The organism is Tabrizicola thermarum (assembly GCF_003574395.1).
GTDB lineage: Bacteria > Pseudomonadota > Alphaproteobacteria > Rhodobacterales > Rhodobacteraceae > Tabrizicola > Tabrizicola thermarum.
Map to the genome: position 1 here is coordinate 1 of NZ_QMJY01000078.1, position 21,635 is coordinate 21,635.

Below are 21,635 nucleotides of genomic sequence, written 5' to 3' on the forward strand. Positions count from 1 at the left end.
ACCATCCAGATGCAACCCCCGCCGATCCATCCCAAACCCCATCCCAACCTCAGCTGTTGCGCTCCATTCTAGAGGTGAAGATTTATCAACCACTTGCCGCCTCGTCCCCGACCGCCTAGCCTGCCCGAAAGCCGCAGGGGAGAGCGCATGAGCCCGCATCAGTTCACGACCCGCGTCTATTACGAGGACACCGATCTTGCCGGGATCGTCTATTACGCCAATTACCTGAAGTTCATCGAACGCGCCCGGACCGAATGGGTCGCCGCGCTGGGCATCGACCAGATCGCGTTGAGGGAACGGGACGGGATCGTCTTTGCCGTCCGCCGGGTGGAGGCCGATTATCTGCGGCCCGCGAAATTCGCCGACGACCTTGTGGTCGAGACCCGGCTGCAAACGCTGGGCGGCGCGCGGATCGTGCTGGAGCAGGTCGTCCTGCGCGACGGAGAACGGCTGTTCGCCTCGATCGTGACGCTGGTCTGCCTGACCGAGGACGGCCATGCCGCGCGGCTTCCCGCAGAGGTGCGGGCGCGGTTGTCGGGGCCGTTGCACTGATCCCGAGCACAGGGCCATGCCTTCGTCGGACCGCGTACGACGACAGGACGACATCGCAAGACAGGGCGCGCCGAGCATGACGAATGCCGTCATCCGGCGGCGAAAGCCTGCCCCCTGACAGAGTTGTGTTGGCTTTCCCCCTGCACTCTTGCTAGAATCATTGCTAACGGAGCCGATCAACGGCCCGATCAACAAGAGCAGGCGTATGGAACCCAGCACCCTTGCGATGGCGCAGGAGATCGATTTCTCCATGTTCGCCCTTTTTGCGCGCGCGACCCTGACGGTGAAGCTCGTCATGTTGACGCTGTTCGTCATGTCCTTCTGGTCATGGGCGATCATCATCCAGAAGCACATCATGCTGCGGCAGGCCAAGGGTGAGGCGTCGATCTTCGATCGCGCCTTCTGGTCGGGCGAGCCGCTGGACGAGCTTTTCGAACGGATCGGGCCGGACCCGCAGGGTCAGTCGGAAAGGATCTTCGCGGCCGGCATGCTGGAATGGCGCCGCAGCCACAAGCAGGACGGCGGGCTGATCGCCGGGGCGCAAAGCCGGATCGACCGCGCGATGAACGTGGCCATCGCCCGCGAGGCCGAGGTCATGAACCGCGGCCTCAGTTTCCTGGCCACCACCGGGTCTACCGCGACCTTCATCGGTCTGTTCGGCACGGTCTGGGGGATCAAGCACAGCTTCGAACAGATCGCGATCAGCCAGAACACCAGCCTTGCGGTCGTTGCCCCCGGCATCGCCGAGGCGCTGCTGGCGACCGGCGTCGGTCTGGTCGCGGCCATCCCGGCGGCGGTCTTCTACAACAAGCTGAGTGCCGACATCGACCGGGTGGTCGGGGGCTATGAGGCCTTTGCCGACGAATTCGCGACGATCCTGTCGCGCCAGCTGGATTCGTAAGCCATGGGCATGGGTGTCTCGGGGTCGTCAGGCGGCGGAGGGCGGCGCCGGCGCGGCGGGCGCGCAGCGGCGATGCATGAGATCAACATCACGCCGATGGTCGACGTGATGCTGGTGCTGCTGATCATCTTCATGGTGGCGGCACCGATGCTGACCGTGGGGGTTCCGGTCGAACTGCCGAAGACGGCGGCGGCGGCCTTGCCCACCGAACAGGAAGAGCCGCTGACCGTGACGATCACCGCCGACGGGCGGCTGGCGATCCAGACGACCGAGGTCGCGGATGCCGAGATGATCCCGAAGCTGACGGCCATCGCGGCCGAGCGGAAATCGAAGAAGATCTTCCTGCGCGCCGACGGGTCGATCCCCTATGTCCGGGTGGCGCAGGTCATGGGCGCGCTGAATGCGGGCGGGTTCAACGAGATCGGGCTTGTCACCGATGGCGACGGGCCAGGTTTCGGCGCGGGGGCTACGTCCAATGGCGATAGCAGCGGCGGCTGAGGCGGATGGAAACGCGGTTCCAGACGGGAACGGTTGTATCGGCGATCGGGCACGCAGGGTTGATCCTGTGGGTGCTGGTCGGCGACTGGCTGTTCTCCGCTGCACCGCCGCAAGAGGTGATCGTGACCTCGGTCTCGATGATAAGCGCGGAGGAGTTCAACGCGCTACAGGCCGCAGCCACCGCGACACCCGCGCAAGAGACCGCCCCGCTGCGCCCGCAGGCCCGCCCCGAAGAGGTCACGCCGCCGCCCGAGCCGGTGCCCGAGCCTGCACCGGAACCCCAGCCCGCGCCGGAACCCGACCCCCTGCCGGTGCCCGAGCCGCTTCCCGACCCTGCGCCCGCGCCGAACGATCTGCCGCAGGCCGAAACCGAACAGGTGCTGCCGTCGGAATCGCTTGATATCCAGCCCGTGCCTGAGGCTGCGGACATCATCGCGCCCGACCCCGTCCAGCCCGAGACCGATGCCCGGACCTCGGACACGCCGCAACCTGCCGTGGCCGAGGACCCTGCCGCCGATCAGGTGATCGACCAGAAACCGACCGAGGAAACCGTGGCCCGCGATACCGGCGACGTGACCCGGACCGAAGCGAATGCGCAGGACACGGCCGAGACCGGGATGCAGACCTCGATCCGCCCCAGGTCACGCCCGGAGCGCGCCGCGAAGCCGGATCCCGAACCGGATCCCAGGCCCGCCGAGGTCGCGCAGTCCACCGAGTTGCAGGTGCAGCCGGTCGACGATGCCGACACGCAGGCGGCGATCGACGCGCTTCTTGGCGAGGCTGCGGCAGAGCCGGTGGAAACTCCCGCGGCGACAGGCGGGCAGAACCGGCCGCAGGGCCCGCCGCTTACCGGGGGCGAGATGGGCGACATCTCCTCGGCCATCGCGCGGCGCTGGAACCTCGGGGCTGCCTCGACCGACGTGATGAGCTCGATGGTGGTGATCCGGGTCAGTTTCGACGAAAGCGGGCGGCCGTTGAGTTTCGAGCTGATCGATTCGAGCGGGCCGACGCAGGCCGCGGTGGACAACCTGTTCCGCATCGCGCAGCGGGCGGTGAACCGGACCCATCAGGAAGGCGGGATTCCGCTGCCTCCCGGCAAGTTCGACACCTGGCGCGTGCTTGACCTGGTCTTCGATGCCAATGGGATGCGGGTAAGATGACCGGACTGCAGGGAACCAAATCGGGGAAATTCCCCTTCTCTCCCGTCGCCACGGCGGGCAAGGACAACCAGAAGAACGGAGCATGAGGCCGATGACCAGACCCATGAGACCCTATTTCCGCACGGTGCTTGCACTTGCCTTCGGGGCCCTGTCCCTGATGGCCGCCCCGGTCCTGGCGCAATCCAGCCCGCCGCGCATCGTGATCGGGCCCGGCGTGATCGAACCGATGCCCATCGCCGTGCCCACCTTCATCGACGAGGGCGGCGCACGGGATTACGCCCGGGAAATCAGCCGCGTGGTGATCTCGGACCTGGAAGGGACCGGCTTCTTCCGCAACATCGGCGAAGAGGCGCATATCAGCCGGATCACCAGCTTTGACGGCGGGATCGCCTTCGAGGACTGGAAGGCGATCAACGCCCAGGTCCTTGTCACCGGGGCGGTCAGCGTCGCGGGCGACCGGATCACGGTGAAGTTCCGCGCCTATGACGTCTTCAACGGCACCACGCTGGACGGCGCCGCGCTGCAATTCGCCGGGACGACAGACGGCTGGCGGCGGATGGCGCACAAGGTGGCGGACGTGATCTATTCCAAGATCACCGGCGAGGGCGGCTATTTCGACAGCCGGGTGGTGTTTGTCAGCGAAAGCGGCCCGAAGAACGCCCGGCTGAAGCGACTGGCCGTGATGGACTACGACGGCGCGAATGTGGCCTATCTGACCGACTCGTCGTCAATCGTGCTTGCCCCGCGCTTTTCGCCGCAAGGCGACCAGATCGTCTACACCAGCTTCGAGACCGGCTTTCCGCGCATCACGCTGATGGATGTGGCCACGCTGCGCCGCCGCGCGCTGGAGGAGCAGCCGGGCACGATGACCTTTGCCCCGCGCTTTTCGCCCGATGGCCGGACCGTGGTCTTCAGCCTGGAACGCGGCGGCAACAGCGACATCTACCTGCTGGACCTGAACTCGGGACGCCTGACCCAGCTGACCAATTCGCCCTCGATCGAGACCGCCCCCAGCTTCAGCCCGGACGGCAGCCAGATCGTCTTCGAAAGCGACCGGACCGGTGTGCAGCAGATCTATGTCATGCCCGCAAGCGGTGGCGAGGGCACCCGGATTTCCGGCGGCGAGGGACGCTATGGCACCCCGGTCTGGAGCCCGCGCGGCGACTACATCGCCTTCACCAAGCAGAACGCGGGCCGCTTCCACATCGGCGTCATGCGCACCGACGGGTCGGAAGAACGCCTGCTGACCGCGTCCTTCCTGGACGAGGGCCCGACCTGGGCCCCGAACGGGCGCGTGCTGATGTTCACCCGCGAAACCGCGGGCGCGGGCGGGCAGACCTCGCTCTGGTCGGTCGACATCACGGGACGCAATCTCAAGCAGATCCCGACGGACGGTCCGGCCTCCGACCCTGCCTGGTCGCCGCTTTTGCCCTGAAAAGTGACGCGCCGCCGATTCACACGGCGGCGCAAAGCTGATACTCTCGCCCCCAATCGAGCCAACAAGAAGGATGCCCCCCAATGAGCCTTGCTGCGAAGTCGCTTCTCCTGATCGCCGTTCTTGGCCTTGCGGCCTGCAACAACCCCGACCGCTATGGCCAGGGTGGCGCGGGCGGCCCCGGTGGCGCAGGCGGTGCCGGGGGCGGGATCGACACCACGGGCCTTGGCGATCCGAACAACCCGACCTCGATCGCCTATTTCAACCAACGCGTCGGCGATCGGGTGCTGTTTGCCGTCGACCAGTCGACCCTGTCGCCCGAGGCCCGTCAGATCCTGACCGCCCAGGCCCAGTGGCTGAACCAGAACCCCGGCTATGCCGCGATCATCGAAGGCCATGCCGACGAACAGGGCACGCGGGAATACAACCTCAACCTCGGGGCCAAACGCGCGGCGGCGGTGCAGAACTTCCTCATCAGCCAGGGTGTCGCCCCGGGTCGTCTGCGCACCATCAGCTACGGCAAGGAACGCCCGATCGAGGTCTGCTCGGCCGAGGCCTGCTATGCCAAGAACCGCCGCGCGGTGACGGTGCTTTCGGCGGGCGCAGGGGTCTGACCCGATGCGTCGGCTTGGCCTTGCCCTTGCCCTTTGCGTCATGCCGGTTCTGGGCCACGCCCAGGACCGCACGCAGACCCTGGCCGACATCCGCGCCGAGCTTGGCGCGCTTGCGGCAGAGTTCAACGCGCTCAAGGCCGAGCTGATCTCGTCCGGGGCCGCGGCCTCGGGGGCTGCGGGGGGCGATGCCCTGCAACGGATGGATGCCATCGAGGCCGAGCTTGCCCGCCTGAACGCGCGCACCGAGGCAGTGGAGCTGAAGCTGAACCGGGTGGTGGCGGATGGCACCAACCGGATCGGCGATCTGGAATACCGGCTGTGCGAAGTGACCGAGGGCTGCGATCCGGCGAACCTGGGCGCGACGCCGACCCTGGGCGATGCCGGTGGCGGCGCGGCCCCGGCTTTGGCCGCCAGCAAAGTGGGGACGGCCCCGGCGACGGGCGGGGCCGAATTGGCTGTAGCAGAACAGGCAGACTTCGACCGGGCCAAGGAGGTGCTCGGTCAAGGTGACTTTCCCGGTGCTGCGGCGCTCTTTGCGACCTATGCCCAATCCTATCCTGGCGGGCCGCTAGTCCCCGAGGCGCATTTCCTGCGCGGCGAGGCGCTGTCCAAGATGGGCGATACCGGCAATGCGGCGCGGGCCTATCTGGATGCGTTTTCCGCCGCGCCGGAAGGTCCGTTTGCGCCGGATGCCCTGCTGAAACTGGGCGAGGGTCTAGGCGCGCTGGGTCAGGTGCCCGAGGCTTGCGTGACCCTGGCCGAAGTCGGCACCCGCTTTCCCGGCAGCATGGCGGCAACCCAGGCGACTGTGGCCATGCAGGGGTTCAAGTGCCAGTAGACGGCGACCGGCTGGTCCGGCTGATCCGCGACGGCCTGCCCGACGGCGAAACCATCGGAATAGCATTTTCGGGCGGTGGGGATTCCACCGCCCTTCTGCATCTGTGCCTGCGCGCCGGGCTGGCGGTCGAGGCGGTGACAGTGGACCACCGCCTCCGCCCCGAAAGCGCGGCCGAGGCGGCGTCGGTGGGGGCAAACTGCCGGACGCTCGGGGTCCGGCACGAGGTGCGGGTCTGGGACCACGGCCCGGTCAGCGGCAACCTGATGGACGCCGCACGGCGGGCGCGGCTGACGCTGATCGGCGATTGGGCGAGGTCGCGGGCAATCCGCACCGTCGCGCTGGGCCATACCCGCGACGATCAGGCCGAGACGGTCCTGATGGGCCTGGCGCGGGCCGCGGGACTGGCCGGGCTGTCCGGGATGCGCCCGGCTTTCGAGGCGGACGGCATCCGCTTTCTGCGTCCCCTGCTTGCCGTCGGGCGCGAGGACTTGCGCGACTGGCTGCGGGCCGAGGGGATCGGCTGGATTGACGATCCGACCAACGACAACGATCGCTTTACCCGCATCAAGGCCCGCAAGGCGCTTGCTGCCCTTGCGCCGCTTGGACTAACCGCCGACCGGCTGGCCGGGGTGGCAGGCCATCTCGCCTCGGTCCGGGCGGCGCTCATGGCGCAGGTCGCCGAGGCTGCGGCGCGGCATGTTGTCGCTGAAGCCGGAGCCTTGCGGATCGCCGGGGGGCTATGGACCGAACCCGCCGAAGTGCAGCGGCAGGTGGTCGTCGCGGGGCTTGTGTGGCTTTCGGCCGCCGACTACGCCCCGCGCGCCGCCGAGGTCTTGCGGCTGCTGGAGGCCATGGCCAGGGGGCGCGATGCGACGCTGGCGGGGTGCCGCGCGCGGGGCGGCTGGCTGATGCGCGAGCCGCGCGCCTTGGGCCAAGAGGTCGCCGTCGGCCAGCTTTGGGACCGGCGATGGCGGGTGACGGGACCCGAGGCCCGGGTCAGGGCGCTCGGGGCCGAGGGGCTGCGTCAGGTTCCCGACTGGCGCCGGACCGGCCTGCCGCGCGAGGTGCTGCTCACCACCCCCGGCGTCTGGGACCGGGACCGTCTGCTGGCCGCCCCGCTTGCAGGACTGTCGGCCGGTTGGCAGGCGAAACTGGACCGACCGTTCCACCTTTTGGGACTAGTGGATTGAACCCGGCCCCCAAAGGTTTATCTTAAGCCCAAAGCCGCTTTGGCCCCATGGGGGGAGAAGGCGCATTCAGGAGATCCCTTACCTTGGGTAATGCACGCAATATCGCGTTCTGGGTCGTGCTGCTGATTCTGGTCATGGCGCTGTTCCAGTTGTTCTCGGGCAACCAGACGACGATGTCGTCCCGCTCGCTGACCTACTCCGACTTCATCGAACGGGTCGGCGCCGGGCAGGTCTCGAAGGTCGTGCTGGACGGCGAAAGGATCGTCGTCATCGGCAAGGACGGCAACAGCTATGTGACGATCAAGCCGCCGGGCGACATCGTGACCGACAACCTGTCGCGTGACCTGATCGCCAAGGGCGTCGAGGTCCAGGCCGAACCGCAGGCGCAATCGGGCTTCGTCTCGGTTCTGCTGTCCTTCCTGCCCTTCCTGCTGCTGATCGGCGTCTGGATCTACTTCATGAACCGGATGCAGGGCGGCGGGCGCGGCGGGGCCATGGGGTTCGGGAAATCCCGCGCGAAGCTGCTGACCGAAAAGCAGGGTCGCGTGACCTTCGACGACGTGGCGGGCATCGACGAGGCCAAGGAAGAGCTTGAGGAAATCGTCGAGTTTCTGAGAAATCCGCAGAAATTCAGTCGCTTGGGCGGCAAGATCCCGAAAGGCGCGCTGCTGGTCGGCCCTCCGGGCACGGGTAAGACGCTCCTCGCCCGCGCCATCGCGGGTGAGGCGGGCGTGCCGTTCTTCACCATTTCGGGTTCGGATTTCGTGGAAATGTTCGTCGGCGTCGGCGCCTCCCGTGTCCGCGACATGTTCGAACAAGCCAAGAAGAACGCGCCCTGCATCGTCTTCATCGACGAGATCGACGCCGTGGGCCGTGCGCGCGGCGTGGGCATCGGCGGCGGGAACGACGAACGCGAACAGACGCTGAACCAGCTGCTGGTGGAAATGGACGGGTTCGAGGCGAACGAGGGTGTCATCATCATCGCCGCCACCAACCGCAAGGACGTGCTGGACCCTGCGCTGCTGCGCCCCGGCCGTTTTGACCGCCAGATCCACGTCCCGAACCCCGACATCAAGGGGCGCGAGAAGATCCTTTCGGTCCACGCCCGCAAGGTGCCCCTGGGGCCGGACGTGGACCTGCGCACCATCGCGCGCGGCTCGCCGGGGTTCTCTGGTGCCGACCTGATGAACCTGGTGAACGAGGCCGCGCTGATGGCCGCGCGGGCCGGGCGTCGGTTCGTCACCATGGTCGATTTCGAATCGGCCAAGGACAAGGTCATGATGGGCGCGGAACGTCGCAGCATGGTCCTGACCCAGGACCAGAAGGAAATGACCGCCTATCACGAGGCCGGCCATGCCATCGTCGGCATGTCCCTGCCGAAATGCGATCCGGTCTACAAGGCGACGATCATCCCGCGCGGCGGCGCGCTTGGCATGGTGATGAGCCTGCCCGAGATGGACCGCCTGAACTGGCACCGCGACCAGTGCAAGCAGCGCATCGCGATGACCATGGCCGGGAAGGCCGCCGAAGTCCTGAAATGGGGCGAGGATTCGGTGTCGAACGGGCCTTCGGGCGATATCCAGCAGGCCTCGGCCCTGGCCCGCGCGATGGTCCTGCGCTGGGGGATGTCGGATGTCGTCGGCAACGTCGACTATGCCGAGGCGGCGGACGGCTATACCGGCAACACCGCAGGCTTTTCGGTCAGCGCCGAGACCAAGCGCCTGATCGAACAGGAAGTGAAGCGCCTGATCGACGAAGGCTATGAAACCGCCCGCCGCATCCTGATCGAGAAGAACGAGGAATGGGAACGGCTGGCCAAGGGGCTCTTGGAATACGAAACCCTGACCGGCGACGAGATCCGCAAGGTCATCGCGGGCGAGCCGCTGGGTGGCGACGACAGCGCCGACACGCCGCCGTCGGGCGGGGGCACCGCCTCGGTCGCGGCAATCCCCAAGACCCGGGGGCGTCCGAAGAAGACCGGGCCCGAACCGGAACCGGCGCCGCTCTGATCGCCGCCCGGGACACAGCCCAAGGCCCCGCAGCGTCGGGGCCTTGGGCTTGTGATCTTCGCCCGTTAAGCTGCGGGCCGGCAAGACGGGAGAGCAGGCGTGATTACAGCTTTTGTTTCGCAGGGCAACCGGCTCGCCAGGCTCGCCGACAACCACCAGCACCTGCCCGATGCGATCTGGATCGACCTCGAGGCCCCCACGGCGGCCGAGGAAGACGCGGTCGAGGCCGCGCTGGGGATCGACATCCCGACCCGCGAGGACATGCAGGAGATCGAGGTTTCCTCCCGCATCTACCGCGAGGACGGCGCGCTGTTCCTGACTGCGCAGGTCGTGGCCACCAATGCCGCCGGTGTCATCGAGATCGGCCCCGTCACCTTTGTCGTCCTGCCCGACCGTCTGGTCAGCGTGCATTACCACCATCCCGGCTCGTTCGACTATTTCGTCGAATGGGCCTCGCGCCACGACACGCCGATCCGTTGCGGGGTCGACGCGCTTCTGGGCCTGATGGAATCCATGGTGGACCGGCTGGCCGACATCCTGGAAGGCGAGGCGCGCAAGCATGACGCGCTGTCCCGGTCGCTGTTTTCCCCCGACCGGATGAAGGGCAGAGCAGAGGACCTTTCTGACGTCCTGCGCAGGATCGGCCTGGCCGAGGATGTGAATGCCAAGGTCAACGAAAGCCTGGGCACGCTGGTCCGGCTGGTCGGCTATCTGGCGGTCGACAAGGGAAACCATTCGCCGCTGGGCATGTCGCAGGCCACGCACACCCAGACCAAGACCCTGCTTCAGGACATCCGCAGCTTGCGCGAAGTCGCGGTGGCGCAGGCCGACAAGGTGCGCTTTCTTCTGGACGCGACGCTGGGGGTCATCAACATCCGCCAGTCGGACGTCATCAAGATCTTCTCGGTCGTGGCCTTCGTCTTCCTGCCCCCCACCCTGATCGCCAGCATCTACGGGATGAACTTCGAACATATGCCGGAACTGTCCTGGACCTGGGGCTATCCGATGGCGCTGGGGATGATGGTGGTTTCGGCCGTGGTGCCCTGGTTGTTCTTCCGCTGGAAGAAGTGGCTGTGACCGACTGGGACCCGGCGCGCTACGGCGCCTTCCGCGATTTGAGGCTGCGGCCTGCGCTGGACCTTCTGGCTCAGGTGCCGGACCTGCCGCGCGGCGACATCGTGGACCTTGGCTGCGGCGACGGGGCGGTCGGCCCGGCGCTTCTGTCGCGCCATCCGGCGCGCAGCCTGGTGGGGGTGGATGCGTCCGAGGCCATGCTGGCCAATGCCGCGCTCCGGCGCTGCTACGAGCGGCTGGACCTGGCAGACATCGTCGACTGGCAGCCCGACACGGCGCCTGCGCTGATCTATGCCAACGCCGCGCTGAACTGGGTGCCGGACCATACCACGCTGATCCCGCGCCTTGCCGCGCAGCTGGCCCCGGGCGGGGTGCTGGCGGTGCAGATGCCCCGACAGGGCGGCGCACGGTCGCACCGGATGCTGCGCGAGGTGGCCGAGACGCTGTTCCCTGACCGGATCAAGGTCGAACCCTCTCCGGTCATGGCGGCCGGGGACTATGCGCGGATGCTGCTGCCCCTGGGCCGGGTCAATGCCTGGAGCACGGATTACCTGCACATGCTTGACCCCGTGGCCGAGGGCCATCCCGTCCGCGCCTTCACCGAAAGCACCGCGATGCGGCCCTATGTCAGGGACCTGACCCCCGAAGAGCGGCGCGCCTTCGTTGCCGCCTATGACGAAGTCCTGGCCTTCGCCTACCGCCCCCTGCCCGATGGCCGCGTCCTCTTCCCCTTCACCCGCGTCTTCTTCGTCCTGGAGCGTTCCTGATGCCCGCACTGATCCCCACCGACCACATCGCCCGCGTCGTCTGGCTGGGCTACCAGCCGGTGCCGGTCGAGAAACTGGTCATCACCTCTGCCCCGCTGGACGCGATGCCGCTGACCTTCGCGGGCTATGACGGCGAGGTCCATGCCGGGCTGACGCGGCCGTCCTGCTCGCGCGTGGTCAAGCAGCATCCGAAGGGCACCGAAATCCGCAACGTCCGCCAGCTCTGCGTGGTCAGCGCCGAGGAAATGGCCGAGGTCGCCCGCGGCATGGGCCTGCCCGCGATCAGCTATGCCTGGGTCGGGGCGTCCGTGGTGCTGGAGGGCATCCCCGACCTGACCCACCTGCCGCCCTCCAGCCGCTTGCAGGGGCCGGACGGGGTGACCCTGGTGGTGGACATGGAGAACCTGCCCTGCCAGGAGCCCGCCGTGACCATCGACAAGGCGCTTCCCGGCCAGGGCAAGGGCTTCAAGCGCGCGGCAGAGGGCAAGCGGGGTGTGACGGCCTGGGTGGAACGCGAGGGCACGCTGCGGCTGGGTGACGAGGTCCGCCTGCATATCCCGGCGCAGCGGGCATGGCAGCCCGGCTGAAACGCAACGGAAAATTAGTTAAACGCCATGAAAATTTCGCCGCCGCTGGCCGCGGTTTCGTATCGGAAACACGGACTGGCGAATTTGGCGGGGTTTAGGTCGGAATCCGCCTTCGACAAGGGCATTCCGCCCGGTATCACGTCGCAAACGGAACACTCTGCCCCCCGGGAGACGCACATGGCCTTCAAGACCGACATCGAGATTGCGCGCGAAGCGAAGAAGAAGCCGATCATGGAGATCGGGGCCAAGCTGGGCATTCCGTCCGAACACCTGCTGCCCTACGGCCACGACAAGGCCAAGGTCAGCCAGGAGTTCATCAAGGGCCTTGCCGGCAAACCCGACGGCAAGCTGATCCTCGTCACCGCGATCAACCCGACGCCTGCGGGCGAAGGCAAGACCACGACCACCGTGGGTCTGGGCGACGGGCTGAACCGGATCGGCAAGAAGGCGGTGATCTGCATCCGCGAGGCCTCGCTTGGCCCGAACTTCGGGATGAAGGGCGGCGCTGCGGGCGGCGGGATGGCGCAGGTCGTGCCGATGGAGGAGATGAACCTTCACTTCACCGGCGACTTCCACGCGATCACATCCGCGCACAACCTTCTGGCCGCGATGATCGACAACCACATCTACTGGGGCAACGAGCTTCAGATCGACGAACGCCGCATCGTCTGGCGCCGTGTGATGGACATGAACGATCGCGCGCTGCGCGACATCGTGGTGAACCTTGGCGGCGTCGCCAACGGCTTCCCGCGCCAGACGGGGTTCGACATCACCGTGGCCTCGGAAGTCATGGCGATCCTGTGCCTGTCGAACGACCTGGAAGACCTTCAAAAGCGGTTGGGCGACATCGTCGTTGCCTACACCCGCGAGAAGAAGCCGATCTATTGCCGCGACCTCAAGGCCGACGGCGCGATGACCGTGCTCTTGAAAGACGCGATGCAGCCGAACCTGGTGCAGACGCTGGAGAACAACCCGGCCTTCGTCCATGGCGGCCCCTTCGCCAACATCGCCCACGGCTGCAACAGCGTGATCGCGACCAGGACCGCGCTGAAGCTGGGGGACTATGTCGTCACCGAAGCCGGATTCGGCGCTGACCTCGGCGCCGAGAAGTTCTTTGACATCAAGTGCCGCAAGGCCGGGCTGAAGCCGGCGGCGGCGGTGATCGTGGCGACCGTCCGCGCTATGAAGATGAACGGTGGCGTCGCCAAGGCCGACCTTGGCACCGAGAATGTCGAGGCGGTGAAGAAGGGCTGCCCGAACCTTGGCCGCCACATCGCCAACGTGAAGAGCTTCGGCGTGCCGGTCGTAGTGGCGATCAACCACTTCTACAGCGACACCGATGCGGAAATCGCCGCCGTGAAGGCCTACGTCGCCGAACAGGGGGCCGAGGCGATCCTCTGCAAGCACTGGGCGATGGGCAGCGCGGGGATCGAGGATCTGGCGCACAAGGTGGTGCAACTGGCCGAATCCGGGGCCGCGAATTTCGCGCCGCTTTACCCCGACGAGATGCCGCTGTTCCAGAAGCTGCAAACCATTGCCAAGCGGATCTACCATGCCGACGACGTGATCGCCGACAAGTCGATCCGCGACCAGTTGAAGGCCTGGGAAGCCGCCGGCTACGGCCATCTGCCGATCTGCGTGGCCAAGACCCAGTACTCCTTCACCACCGACCCGACCGTCCGCGGCGCCCCCACCGGCCACACGGTGCCGGTCCGCGAAGTGCGGCTTTCGGCAGGCGCCGGGTTCATCGTGGCGATCTGCGGCGAGATCATGACGATGCCGGGCCTGCCCAAGGTGCCCTCGGCCGAGGTGATCCGACTGAACGATCAGGGCCAGGTCGAAGGGCTGTTCTGACGCGTTGCCCTTGGGCAGGCTTCCCCTTATCTCCGGGGAAGCCGCCCAGGGGAGACAAAGATGCGAAAGCCCGACGACTGCACCACGATGGCCGAGATCAGGGCCGAGATCGACCGGCTCGATGAAGACCTCGTCAGGCTGTTCGCGGAACGCGCGGGCTATATCGACCGCGCGGCCGAGATCAAGGCCGAGGTGGATCTGCCGGCCCGGATCGAGGCTCGCGTCGAGGAAGTGGTGGGAAATGTCCGCCGCCATGCCGCCACCTACGGGCTGCCGCCCGATCTGGTGGAAAAGCTCTGGCGGCGGTTGATCGACTGGTCCATCGCGCGCGAGGAAAGCCGCCTCGGGCCGGACAGCTTGCGGAAGGGATGAGGGAATGACGGCCAAGGTGATCGACGGCAAGGCCTTTGCGGCCAGGGTGCGGGCGCAGGTTGCCGAGCATGTGGCGCGGCTGAAGGAAGAGAACGGGCTGACGCCAGGACTGGCCGTGGTGCTGGTGGGCGAGGACCCGGCAAGCCAGGTCTATGTCCGCAACAAGCACGCCTCGACCATCGAGGTCGGAATGGCCTCTTTCGAACATCGGCTGGATGCCGCGACCAGCGAGGCCGAGCTTCTGGCGCTGATCGACCAGCTGAATGCCGACCCCAGGGTGCACGGGATTCTTGTGCAATTGCCGCTGCCCGGCCATCTGAACGCCGAGCTTGTCATCAACCGGATCAACCCGGCGAAGGATGTGGACGGTTTCCACATTTCGAACGTCGGCCTGCTGGGGACCGGGCAGAAGGCGATGGTGCCCTGCACGCCCCTGGGCTGTCTGATGATGCTGCGCGATCACCATGGCAAGCTGTCGGGCCTGAACGCCGTGGTGGTGGGGCGGTCGAACATCGTGGGCAAGCCGATGGCGCAGCTTCTGCTGGGCGACAGCTGCACCGTGACCATCGCGCACAGCCGGACCCGGGACCTGGCCGAGGTCTGCCGCCGTGCCGACATCCTGGTCGCCGCCGTGGGCCGGCCCGAGATGATCACCGGCGACATGGTGCGCCCGGGGGCGACGGTGATCGACGTGGGCATCAACCGGATCGAACGCGACGGCAAGGCGAAACTCGTCGGCGACGTACATTATGAAAGCGCGGCGGCGGTGGCGGGGGCGATCACTCCGGTGCCCGGGGGCGTGGGGCCGATGACAATTGCCTGCCTGCTGGCCAATACGCTGACGGCCTGCTGCCGGGCCCATGGTCTGGCAGAGCCGGAGGGATTGACGGCATAGCTCGCGCGGTCGCGCATCCTACCGGGGCATCGGGATCGCCAGGGCGCGCGGGCCGGTCAGGATGGCCAGGGCGTCCCGGTCCATGAGCGCGGTGAGCGTGGCATCATGCGACCGCAGGCCGCCGGTATAGACCCCGTAGGCGGGAAGGATCAGGCGGTTCCTGTCGGCCAGGAAGCAAGGCTTCGACTGGCCAGCCAGGCGGGCCTTCGGATGGTAATGGCCTGAAATCTCGGCCGTTTCCTGCGGCTTGGCGATATGGCGGAAGGTGAAGGGGGCAAGGTGCACCTCGGCCCGGTGCGTGCCGCCGATCTCGATCGGCCCCGGGTCGTGGTTGCCGGTGATCCAGGTCCAGTCGCGCCCCGCCATCAGCCGCGCCAGCCAGAGCCGCGCGCTGTCCTCGATCCGGTCAAACGCCGCAAGGTCGTCGAAACTGTCGCCAAGGCAGATGACCGTCTCCGCCCCTGTCGCCTCCAGGTCGCGGTCGAGTTTCTCCAGCGTGGCTTGTGTCTCGTAGGGCGGCAACAGCGTGCCCCCGCGCCGGGCAAGGCGTTCGGACTTGCCCAGGTGCAGGTCGGAGACCGTCAGCAGCTTGCGGGCGGGCCAGAACAGGGCGCCGCTGGGCATCAGGTGCAGCGTTTCGCCGTGGAAGAAAAGCGCGTGGTGCATGGGGTGCTGGATGCCCCAGCGCCGCGCCTGTGGCAAGCGTCCTGCCTCCGGCGGGAGTATTTGGAAAAAGAGCAATGGCTCAGGCCAGGCCCGCGGCTTCCATCAGGGCCTGGGCCTGCGCGCTGGCCAGCCGGTCGCGGCCTTCGCCGTGGACGGGGATGCGGCCGGGCTCGAAGAACAGGGGCGCGGCGAGCGGGGTGACGCGGGAGAGGCGCCTGAGGTCGATGCGGCCCTGGATGCGGGCAAGCATGGCCTCGATGCGCGAGAAGTCGATCAGGCCGCGCAGCGCCTCTTCCCGGGTGATCTGCAACAGAAGGTGGTCCGGGTCGTAGCGGCGCAGCGTGTCGTAGAGGATGTCGGTCGAGAAGGTGGCCTGCCGCCCGGTCTTGCGGCGGCCCTGGTGGCTGCGTTCGATCAGGCCCGCGATGATGGCGGTGGACCGGAAGGTGCGTTTCATCACCGCGTTCCCGGCAAGCCAGGTGTCGAGGCCGTTGCGGAGGGTGGCGAGGTCGAAGAGGGGGGCAGGATCGGTCACGGGGTCGAGGCCCCAGATCAGCGTGGCATAGTCGGTGGCGACGAAGCCAAGGGGGCCAAGGCCTTGTTGCTCCATCTGTTTCGTGACGAGGAGGCCGAGGGTCTGTTGGGCGTTGCGCCCCGCGAAACCGTAGATGACAAGGTGTTCGCGCCCGTCGTGGGGGAAGGATTCCAGAAGAAGCGAGTGGGGGTCGGGAAGGCGGGAAACCTCGCGTTGTTTCGCCAGCCACCAAGAGGTGTGGGCGGGAAGGTCGGGCCAGCTGTCCCTTTGGAAGATGTCAAGGATACGGTCGGCAAGCAGGGTCGAGGTGGCGAATTTGGTGCCGTTGAACACGGCCACTTTCGGATCGCGGCCGGGGCTGCGCGAGACCTCCACCGTCATCTCGCGCAGGCCTTCGTAGCGGACGATCTGGCCGCCGATCAGGAAAGTGTCGCCGGGGGTAAGGGTGGCGGCGAAACTTTCCTCGACCTCGCCCAGCGGGGTGCCGTGGTTGCGAAGGCGGACCTTCAGGGTTTCGATGTCGATGATCGTGCCGAGGTTCTGCCGGATCAGCGTCGCGGCGCGGGGGTCGCGCAGGTGCCATTTTCCGCCCGTCTTTTTCAGACGCTGCCAACGGTCGTAGGCTTTCAGCGCGTAGCCTCCGGTGGCCACGAAATCGAGGCATGCGTCGAAGTCTGCGCGGGAGAGATGGGCATAGGGCCCGGCGGTGGTGACTTCGGCGTAAAGCGCGTCGGCGTCGAAGGGGCCGGCGCAGGCGGTGGCAAGGATGTGCTGGCACAGGACATCCCTCGGCCCCGGCCCTCGCGGTTCGCCGTCCAGCGCATGGGCGCGGACGGCGTCGAGGGCGGCCTGACACTCCACCACTTCGAAGCGGTTGGCGGGCACCAGCAGCGCCTTCGATGGCGCGTTGTAGCGGTGGTTCGCGCGGCCGATCCGTTGCACCAGGCGTTTCACGTTCCTTGGCGCGCCGACCTGGATCACCAGATCGACATCGCCCCAGTCGATCCCGAGGTCGAGCGAGCCGGTGCAGACGACGGCCCGCAAGGCGCCTGCCGTCATCGCCTGTTCCACCCTCTCGCGCTGTTCGCGGGAAAGCGAGCCGTGATGGATGCCGATCGGCAGGTCCTCGGTATTGGCCAGCCAGAGGTCGTGGAAGAAAAGCTCGGCCTGCGCGCGGGTGTTGTGGAAGATGAGGGTGGTCCGATGGCGCGCGATCTGGTTCAGGATCGCGGGGATGGCGTAACGACCGCCGCCACCGCTCCACGGGGGGGCTTCGTCGGTTTCCAGCATGGAAATGTCGGGGTCGGGGCCGGGGTCGGCCGCAAGGATCGTGGTCCGGGGCGCGAGGAAGCGGGCCAGCGCGGCCGGGTTTTCCACCGTGGCCGAAAGGCCGATGCGGCGAAGCCCGGGGTTCAGAGACTGGAGGCGGGCGATCTGAAGGACCAGCTGGTCGCCGCGTTTGCTTTCGGCCAGCGCGTGGATCTCGTCGATGACGACCCGTTGCAGACCCTGGAAAATCCTTGGGGCGTCCTCGTAGGACAGAAGAAGCGCAAGGCTTTCCGGCGTGGTCAGCAGGATATGTGGCGGATCGGCGCGCTGGCGGCGGCGCTGGGTGTAGGAGGTGTCGCCGGTCCGGTCCTCGACCCGGATCTTCAGCCCCGCGCCGTCGATGGGGGTGCCCAGATTGCGGCGGATGTCGGCGGTCAGCGCCTTCAGCGGCGAGACATACAGGGTATGCAGTCCGGCGGGCGGAGTCTCCCCCAGTTCGGCCAGGGTGGGCAGGAAGCCGGCCAGCGTCTTGCCGCCCCCCGTGGGCGCGATCAGAAGCGTGGCGGGGTCGGCGGCCCGGGCCAGCATCTCCTGCTGGTGGGGGTGCAACGTCCAGCCCTTGGCGGCGAACCAGCGGGAAAGGGCGGGAGGCAGCGTCATCATGCGGCCTAGATAGCCCGATGCGGCGATCAGGGAAACAGGGACGCGAGAGCGGGCAACGATTCGGCCAGGCGGGGCGCCCTTGCCCTGGCGGAGGATTTCCATCGGTCCCCTTGCCCCGCGGGCGGTTGTTCCGGCCTTTGCGATGCCGCCGGAATTGCAGCGCTTTTTCAGCGGCGGCTGCGTCATTCCGCTTGCCGGAACCCGAACGCCCGCCTAATCCGGGGCCATGAGACTGCTTTTCCTGGGCGATGTCGTGGGCCGGTCGGGCCGGACGGCGGTGACCACCCGGCTGCCGGGGCTCCGCGCGGCCTGGGGTCTGGATTTTGTCGTGGTCAACGGCGAGAACGCAAGCCAGGGCGCGGGGTTGACGGCCGACCATGCCAAAGAGCTGCTGGCGGCGGGGGCGGATTGCCTGACGCTGGGCGACCACGCCTTCGACCAGAAGGACATGCTGAGTTTCATCGAAGCCGAGCCGCGGATCGTGCGGCCGCTGAATTTCTCCAAGGTGGCGCCGGGCCGGGGCTTCAAGGTGTTCGAGGCGACCCAGGGCCGCAAGGTCCTGGTGACGCAGGCCCTGGGCCAGGTGTTCATGAAGCGGCCCTTCGACGATCCGTTCAGCGCGCTGGAGACAGTGCTGAAGCAGCATACTCTGGGCGGTGTGGTGCAGGCGGCGATCGTGGATTTCCATGCCGAGGCGACGTCCGAGAAGATGGGCATGGGCCACTGGTGCGACGGGATGGCCAGCCTTGTCGTGGGCACCCATACCCATGTGCCGACCGCCGACACGATGATCCTGGCCAAGGGCACGGCCTATCAGTCGGATGCAGGCATGTGCGGCGACTATGACAGCGTGATCGGGATGGAGAAGCTGGAACCGCTTCGCCGTTTCCTGACCGGGATGCCGAAGGGCCGGTTCGAGCCGGCGGGCGGCGAGGCGACCCTGTCCGGGGTCTATGTCGAGACCGATGACAGGACCGGCCTTGCGACCAGGGCGCGGATGATCCGCGTCGGCGGCAAGTTGCAGGAGTCCACCCCGTGAGCGATCTGGCCGTTGCCGTGCCGGTTCCGGGCAGGGGCAAGCCGCGGCGTTGGGTCTTTGTCGCGGTGCTGCTGTGGCTGGGGATCGGCTGGGGCTCCACCCATCCCCTGGGCAAGATCGCGACCGAAACGGGCCACGCGCCTTTCGGGCTGATCTTCTGGCAGCAGGTGGTCATGGTCCTCGTCCTGGGGGCGATTGCCCTGGTGCGGCGCAAGGGGATGCTCATGACCGCGCCTGCCTTGCGGTTCTACGTCATCGTGGCGGTGCTGGGCACGGTGATCCCGAACGGGACCTTCTATGCCTCCGTGGTGCATCTGCCCTCGGGCATCATGTCGATCGTGATTGCGATGATCCCGATGCTTGCCTTCCCCATGGCGCTGGCGCTGGGGATGGACCGTTTCTCTACCCTGCGGCTGGTCGGTCTGGCGATGGGGCTGCTGGGCGTCGGGCTGCTTGCGGCGCCCGGCGCGGCCTTGCCCGAGCCCGCGATGCTGGCCTGGCTGCCGGTGGCGCTGATCGGTCCGCTGTTCTACGCGATGGAGGCGACCTATGTCGCGCATCGCGGCACGCTGGGCATGGACGCGCTTCAGGCGATGCTGGGCGCAAGCCTGATGGGCCTGATCCTCTGCATCCCGCTGATGCTGGCCCTTGACCAGGGCTATTCGCCCTGGCCCCTGGGCCGCGATGACCTTGCGCTGGCGCTGTCCTCGGCCCTGCACGCGCTTTTGTACGCCAGCTACGTCTGGCTTGCGGCCACGGCGGGCGGTGTCTTTGCGGCGCAGTCCAGCTATCTGGTGACGGCTGCGGGAATGATCTGGGCGATGGTGCTTCTGGGCGAACGGCCCAGTGCCACGGTCTGGCTGGCCGTGGCGGTGATGCTGACCGGGGTGGCCCTGGTGCAGCCGCGGGCGCGGCAAACGACGGTGGAGGGCTGATGTTCGGCATTGCGATCCCGGCAGAGGCGGAACCCTGGGTGGCTCTTGCCATTCTGACGGTGATGTTCGCCCTGTTCATGCAGGAGAAGACCCCGGTCGAGGTGACAGCCATCGGCGGCGCCGCGCTGATGCTGATCCTGGGCGTCCTGCCGGTGAAGGAGGCGACCTCGATCCTGGCCAACCCCGCGCCCTGGACCATCGCGATAATGTTCCTTGTCATGGGCGGCCTCGTGCGCACCGGCGCGGTCGAGGCCGTGGTGGCCGCCATCACCCGCCATGCCGGCGACCGCCCCAAGCTAACCGTGGTGGTTCTGATCGGCACCGTTGCCGTCGCCTCGGCCTTCATGAACAACACGCCGCTTGTGGCCGTGATGATCCCCGTGGTCATCCAGCTGTCGATCAGGATCGGCACCGCGCCGTCCAAGCTGCTGATCCCGCTCAGCTACATGACCGTGCTGGGCGGCATGATCACCCTGATCGGCACCTCGACCAACCTTCTGGTGGACGGGGTCGCGGCGGGCCGCGGGCTGGACCACTTCGGCCTGTTCGAGATCGCGCCGCTTGGCATCGCGGTGACGCTGGCCGGGGGGGCCTTCCTTGCGCTCTTCGGCGACCGCCTCCTGCCGGTGCGACAGTCGATGGGGGTGCTGCTGTCCGAAAAGCGCAGGATGAAGTTCTTCACCGAGGTCGCCGTGCCCGAGGACTCTCCGCTCATCGGCCAGCCGGTGCTGGACATCGACATCTTCAAGCGCGACGGCGTCCGGGTGATCGACGTGCTGCGCGGCGACGCCTCGCTGCGCCGCGATCTTGCCCCGGTGACGCTGCAAGCCGGCGACCGCGTCGTCCTGCGCACCGAGATGACCGAGCTCATGGGCCTGCACGAACGCAAGGACGTGCATCTCGTCGACAAGCTGTCCTCGGTGAATACCGAGACGGTCGAGGTCCTGATCGGCCCCGGCTGCCGGATGGAGGGGCACCGGCTGGGCGACCTGCGCCTGCGCCGCCGCTATGGCGTCTATGTGCTGGCCGTCCACCGCCACAACCAGAACATCGGCCGCCAGCTGGACGACCTGATCGTGCGGGTCGGCGACACGCTTCTCCTCGAAGGCACCATCGAGGACATCCAGCGCCTCGCCGCCGAAATGAACCTGCTGGACGTGAACCGCCCCCGCGTCATGGCCTTCCGTCGGTCCAAGGCCCCCATCGCGCTGGCCGCGCTTGCGCTGATCGTCACGCTCTCGGCCCTGGACGTCGCCCCGATCCTGCCCCTCGCGCTCATCGCCGTTGCGGGCATCCTCATCACCCGCTGCGTCGACAGCGACGAGGCCTTCTCCTTCATCGACGGCCGCCTTCTGGCGATGATCTTCGCCATGCTCGCCGTGGGCGAAGGCCTGGACAATTCCGGCGCGGTCGAAATGATCGTCGCCGCCGTCTCGCCCTGGATGGCCAATCTCGGCCCCTTCGCGCTGATCTTGGCCGTCTACTTCATCGGCCTTGTCCTGACCGAGTTCCTGTCGAACAACGCCGTCGCCGTGATCTACACCCCCGTCGCCATCGAGCTGGCCGAGAAGCTGGGCCACGACCCCCGCCCCTTCGTCGTCGCGGTGATGTTCTCCGCCACCCTCGCCTTTGCGACCCCGGTGGGCTATCAGACCAACATGATGGTCTACGGGCCGGGCGGCTACAAGTTCTCGGACTTCGCCCGCGTCGGCATCCCGCTGAACATCGTCACGATGCTGGTGGTCTGCGCCCTGATCCCGCTGATCTGGCCGCTGTGAAAGG

The 21,635-nt window shown here is 67.3% G+C and carries 20 protein-coding genes; 18 read left to right on the forward strand and 2 right to left on the reverse strand.

All coding sequences use genetic code 11. The annotated features are described in order from the left end of the window. Positions 1 to 147: 147 nt before the first annotated feature. From ybgC to folD, 15 genes are all read left to right on the forward strand, one after another. Complete coding sequence (gene ybgC, locus D5084_RS12195; protein ID WP_128515772.1) at positions 148 to 552, forward strand: tol-pal system-associated acyl-CoA thioesterase; 405 nt, start codon at positions 148 to 150, stop codon at positions 550 to 552. A gap of 205 nt (positions 553 to 757) precedes the next feature. Further along, entirely contained in the window at positions 758 to 1,453 is a 696-nt protein-coding gene (gene tolQ, locus D5084_RS12200) for a protein TolQ (RefSeq protein ID WP_128515773.1), read from the forward strand. A gap of 3 nt (positions 1,454 to 1,456) precedes the next feature. Then, on the forward strand, positions 1,457 to 1,951 hold the full coding sequence (gene tolR, locus D5084_RS12205) for a protein TolR (protein ID WP_128515774.1): 495 nt from the start codon (positions 1,457 to 1,459) through the stop codon (positions 1,949 to 1,951). Between the two features lie 5 nt (positions 1,952 to 1,956). Continuing rightward, complete coding sequence (locus D5084_RS18380) at positions 1,957 to 3,111, forward strand: hypothetical protein (RefSeq protein ID WP_155523135.1); 1,155 nt, start codon at positions 1,957 to 1,959, stop codon at positions 3,109 to 3,111. A gap of 103 nt (positions 3,112 to 3,214) precedes the next feature. Further along, entirely contained in the window at positions 3,215 to 4,546 is a 1,332-nt protein-coding gene (gene tolB / locus D5084_RS12220; protein WP_128515888.1) for a Tol-Pal system beta propeller repeat protein TolB, read from the forward strand. Between the two features lie 83 nt (positions 4,547 to 4,629). Further along, on the forward strand, positions 4,630 to 5,160 hold the full coding sequence (gene pal / locus D5084_RS12225; RefSeq protein WP_128515776.1) for a peptidoglycan-associated lipoprotein Pal: 531 nt from the start codon (positions 4,630 to 4,632) through the stop codon (positions 5,158 to 5,160). 4 nt (positions 5,161 to 5,164) lie between these two features. Beyond that, positions 5,165 to 5,998 (forward strand): tol-pal system protein YbgF, encoded by an 834-nt coding sequence (gene ybgF / locus D5084_RS12230; protein WP_128515777.1) that lies wholly within the window; start codon positions 5,165 to 5,167, stop codon positions 5,996 to 5,998. After that, the gene (gene tilS / locus D5084_RS12235; protein ID WP_238382634.1) at positions 5,989 to 7,188 is read left to right on the forward strand and encodes a tRNA lysidine(34) synthetase TilS; all 1,200 of its coding nucleotides are present in this window, start codon (positions 5,989 to 5,991) and stop codon (positions 7,186 to 7,188) included. Before ybgF ends, tilS begins: the two co-directional genes overlap by 10 nt. An 83-nt stretch (positions 7,189 to 7,271) precedes the next feature. After that, positions 7,272 to 9,197, forward strand: a complete 1,926-nt coding sequence (gene ftsH / locus D5084_RS12240) for an ATP-dependent zinc metalloprotease FtsH (RefSeq protein WP_128515778.1) — start codon at positions 7,272 to 7,274, stop codon at positions 9,195 to 9,197. Positions 9,198 to 9,296: 99 nt separating this feature from the next. Then, on the forward strand, positions 9,297 to 10,274 hold the full coding sequence (locus tag D5084_RS12245) for a magnesium transporter CorA family protein (RefSeq protein ID WP_128515779.1): 978 nt from the start codon (positions 9,297 to 9,299) through the stop codon (positions 10,272 to 10,274). Then, a complete protein-coding gene (locus tag D5084_RS12250) occupies positions 10,271 to 11,038 on the forward strand; it encodes a methyltransferase domain-containing protein (RefSeq protein ID WP_354001224.1) in 768 nt (255 codons plus the stop codon). Before D5084_RS12245 ends, D5084_RS12250 begins: the two co-directional genes overlap by 4 nt. Continuing rightward, positions 11,038 to 11,625 (forward strand): MOSC domain-containing protein, encoded by a 588-nt coding sequence (locus D5084_RS12255; RefSeq protein ID WP_128515781.1) that lies wholly within the window; start codon positions 11,038 to 11,040, stop codon positions 11,623 to 11,625. Before D5084_RS12250 ends, D5084_RS12255 begins: the two co-directional genes overlap by 1 nt. Before the next feature lie 177 nt (positions 11,626 to 11,802). Further along, the gene (locus D5084_RS12260; RefSeq protein ID WP_128515782.1) at positions 11,803 to 13,479 is read left to right on the forward strand and encodes a formate--tetrahydrofolate ligase; all 1,677 of its coding nucleotides are present in this window, start codon (positions 11,803 to 11,805) and stop codon (positions 13,477 to 13,479) included. A 60-nt stretch (positions 13,480 to 13,539) separates the two neighbouring features. Further along, positions 13,540 to 13,851 (forward strand): chorismate mutase, encoded by a 312-nt coding sequence (locus D5084_RS12265; RefSeq protein ID WP_128515783.1) that lies wholly within the window; start codon positions 13,540 to 13,542, stop codon positions 13,849 to 13,851. Between the two features lie 4 nt (positions 13,852 to 13,855). After that, positions 13,856 to 14,746 (forward strand): bifunctional methylenetetrahydrofolate dehydrogenase/methenyltetrahydrofolate cyclohydrolase FolD, encoded by an 891-nt coding sequence (folD, locus tag D5084_RS12270; RefSeq protein WP_128515784.1) that lies wholly within the window; start codon positions 13,856 to 13,858, stop codon positions 14,744 to 14,746. An 18-nt stretch (positions 14,747 to 14,764) separates the two neighbouring features. Here folD and pdeM read toward each other — a convergent pair whose 3' ends face one another. Both pdeM and D5084_RS12280 read right to left on the reverse strand, forming a co-directional pair. Then, the gene (pdeM, locus tag D5084_RS12275; RefSeq protein WP_128515785.1) at positions 14,765 to 15,412 is read right to left on the reverse strand and encodes a ligase-associated DNA damage response endonuclease PdeM; all 648 of its coding nucleotides are present in this window, start codon (positions 15,410 to 15,412) and stop codon (positions 14,765 to 14,767) included. A gap of 79 nt (positions 15,413 to 15,491) precedes the next feature. Beyond that, positions 15,492 to 17,879, reverse strand: a complete 2,388-nt coding sequence (locus tag D5084_RS12280; protein ID WP_128515786.1) for a ligase-associated DNA damage response DEXH box helicase — start codon at positions 17,877 to 17,879, stop codon at positions 15,492 to 15,494. 226 nt (positions 17,880 to 18,105) lie between these two features. Here D5084_RS12280 and D5084_RS12285 point away from each other — a divergent pair, with 226 nt between their 5' ends. Genes D5084_RS12285 through D5084_RS12295 form a run of 3 tightly spaced genes read left to right on the forward strand, consistent with a single transcriptional unit; the run spans position 18,106 to position 21,631 of the window. Further along, the gene (locus D5084_RS12285) at positions 18,106 to 18,918 is read left to right on the forward strand and encodes a TIGR00282 family metallophosphoesterase (protein WP_128515787.1); all 813 of its coding nucleotides are present in this window, start codon (positions 18,106 to 18,108) and stop codon (positions 18,916 to 18,918) included. Next, on the forward strand, positions 18,915 to 19,853 hold the full coding sequence (locus D5084_RS12290; RefSeq protein ID WP_238382635.1) for a DMT family transporter: 939 nt from the start codon (positions 18,915 to 18,917) through the stop codon (positions 19,851 to 19,853). Before D5084_RS12285 ends, D5084_RS12290 begins: the two co-directional genes overlap by 4 nt. After that, positions 19,853 to 21,631 (forward strand): SLC13 family permease, encoded by a 1,779-nt coding sequence (locus tag D5084_RS12295; RefSeq protein ID WP_128515788.1) that lies wholly within the window; start codon positions 19,853 to 19,855, stop codon positions 21,629 to 21,631. Before D5084_RS12290 ends, D5084_RS12295 begins: the two co-directional genes overlap by 1 nt. Positions 21,632 to 21,635 lie beyond the last annotated feature (4 nt).

Excerpts from the sequence above, each read along its gene's own strand:
- ybgC (WP_128515772.1), top strand. The coding sequence starts at position 148 with ATGAGCCCGCATCAGTTCACGACCCGCGTCTATTACGAGGACACCGAT.
- tolQ (WP_128515773.1), top strand. The coding sequence starts at position 758 with ATGGAACCCAGCACCCTTGCGATGGCGCAGGAGATCGATTTCTCCATG.
- tolR (WP_128515774.1), top strand. The coding sequence starts at position 1,457 with ATGGGCATGGGTGTCTCGGGGTCGTCAGGCGGCGGAGGGCGGCGCCGG.
- D5084_RS18380 (WP_155523135.1), top strand. The coding sequence starts at position 1,957 with ATGGAAACGCGGTTCCAGACGGGAACGGTTGTATCGGCGATCGGGCAC.
- tolB (WP_128515888.1), top strand. The coding sequence starts at position 3,215 with ATGAGACCCTATTTCCGCACGGTGCTTGCACTTGCCTTCGGGGCCCTG.
- pal (WP_128515776.1), top strand. The coding sequence starts at position 4,630 with ATGAGCCTTGCTGCGAAGTCGCTTCTCCTGATCGCCGTTCTTGGCCTT.
- ybgF (WP_128515777.1), top strand. The coding sequence starts at position 5,165 with ATGCGTCGGCTTGGCCTTGCCCTTGCCCTTTGCGTCATGCCGGTTCTG.
- D5084_RS12255 (WP_128515781.1), top strand. The coding sequence starts at position 11,038 with ATGCCCGCACTGATCCCCACCGACCACATCGCCCGCGTCGTCTGGCTG.
- D5084_RS12260 (WP_128515782.1), top strand. The coding sequence starts at position 11,803 with ATGGCCTTCAAGACCGACATCGAGATTGCGCGCGAAGCGAAGAAGAAG.
- D5084_RS12265 (WP_128515783.1), top strand. The coding sequence starts at position 13,540 with ATGCGAAAGCCCGACGACTGCACCACGATGGCCGAGATCAGGGCCGAG.
- folD (WP_128515784.1), top strand. The coding sequence starts at position 13,856 with ATGACGGCCAAGGTGATCGACGGCAAGGCCTTTGCGGCCAGGGTGCGG.
- pdeM (WP_128515785.1), bottom strand. The coding sequence starts at position 15,412 with ATGCACCACGCGCTTTTCTTCCACGGCGAAACGCTGCACCTGATGCCC.
- D5084_RS12280 (WP_128515786.1), bottom strand. The coding sequence starts at position 17,879 with ATGATGACGCTGCCTCCCGCCCTTTCCCGCTGGTTCGCCGCCAAGGGC.
- D5084_RS12285 (WP_128515787.1), top strand. The coding sequence starts at position 18,106 with ATGAGACTGCTTTTCCTGGGCGATGTCGTGGGCCGGTCGGGCCGGACG.
- D5084_RS12295 (WP_128515788.1), top strand. The coding sequence starts at position 19,853 with ATGTTCGGCATTGCGATCCCGGCAGAGGCGGAACCCTGGGTGGCTCTT.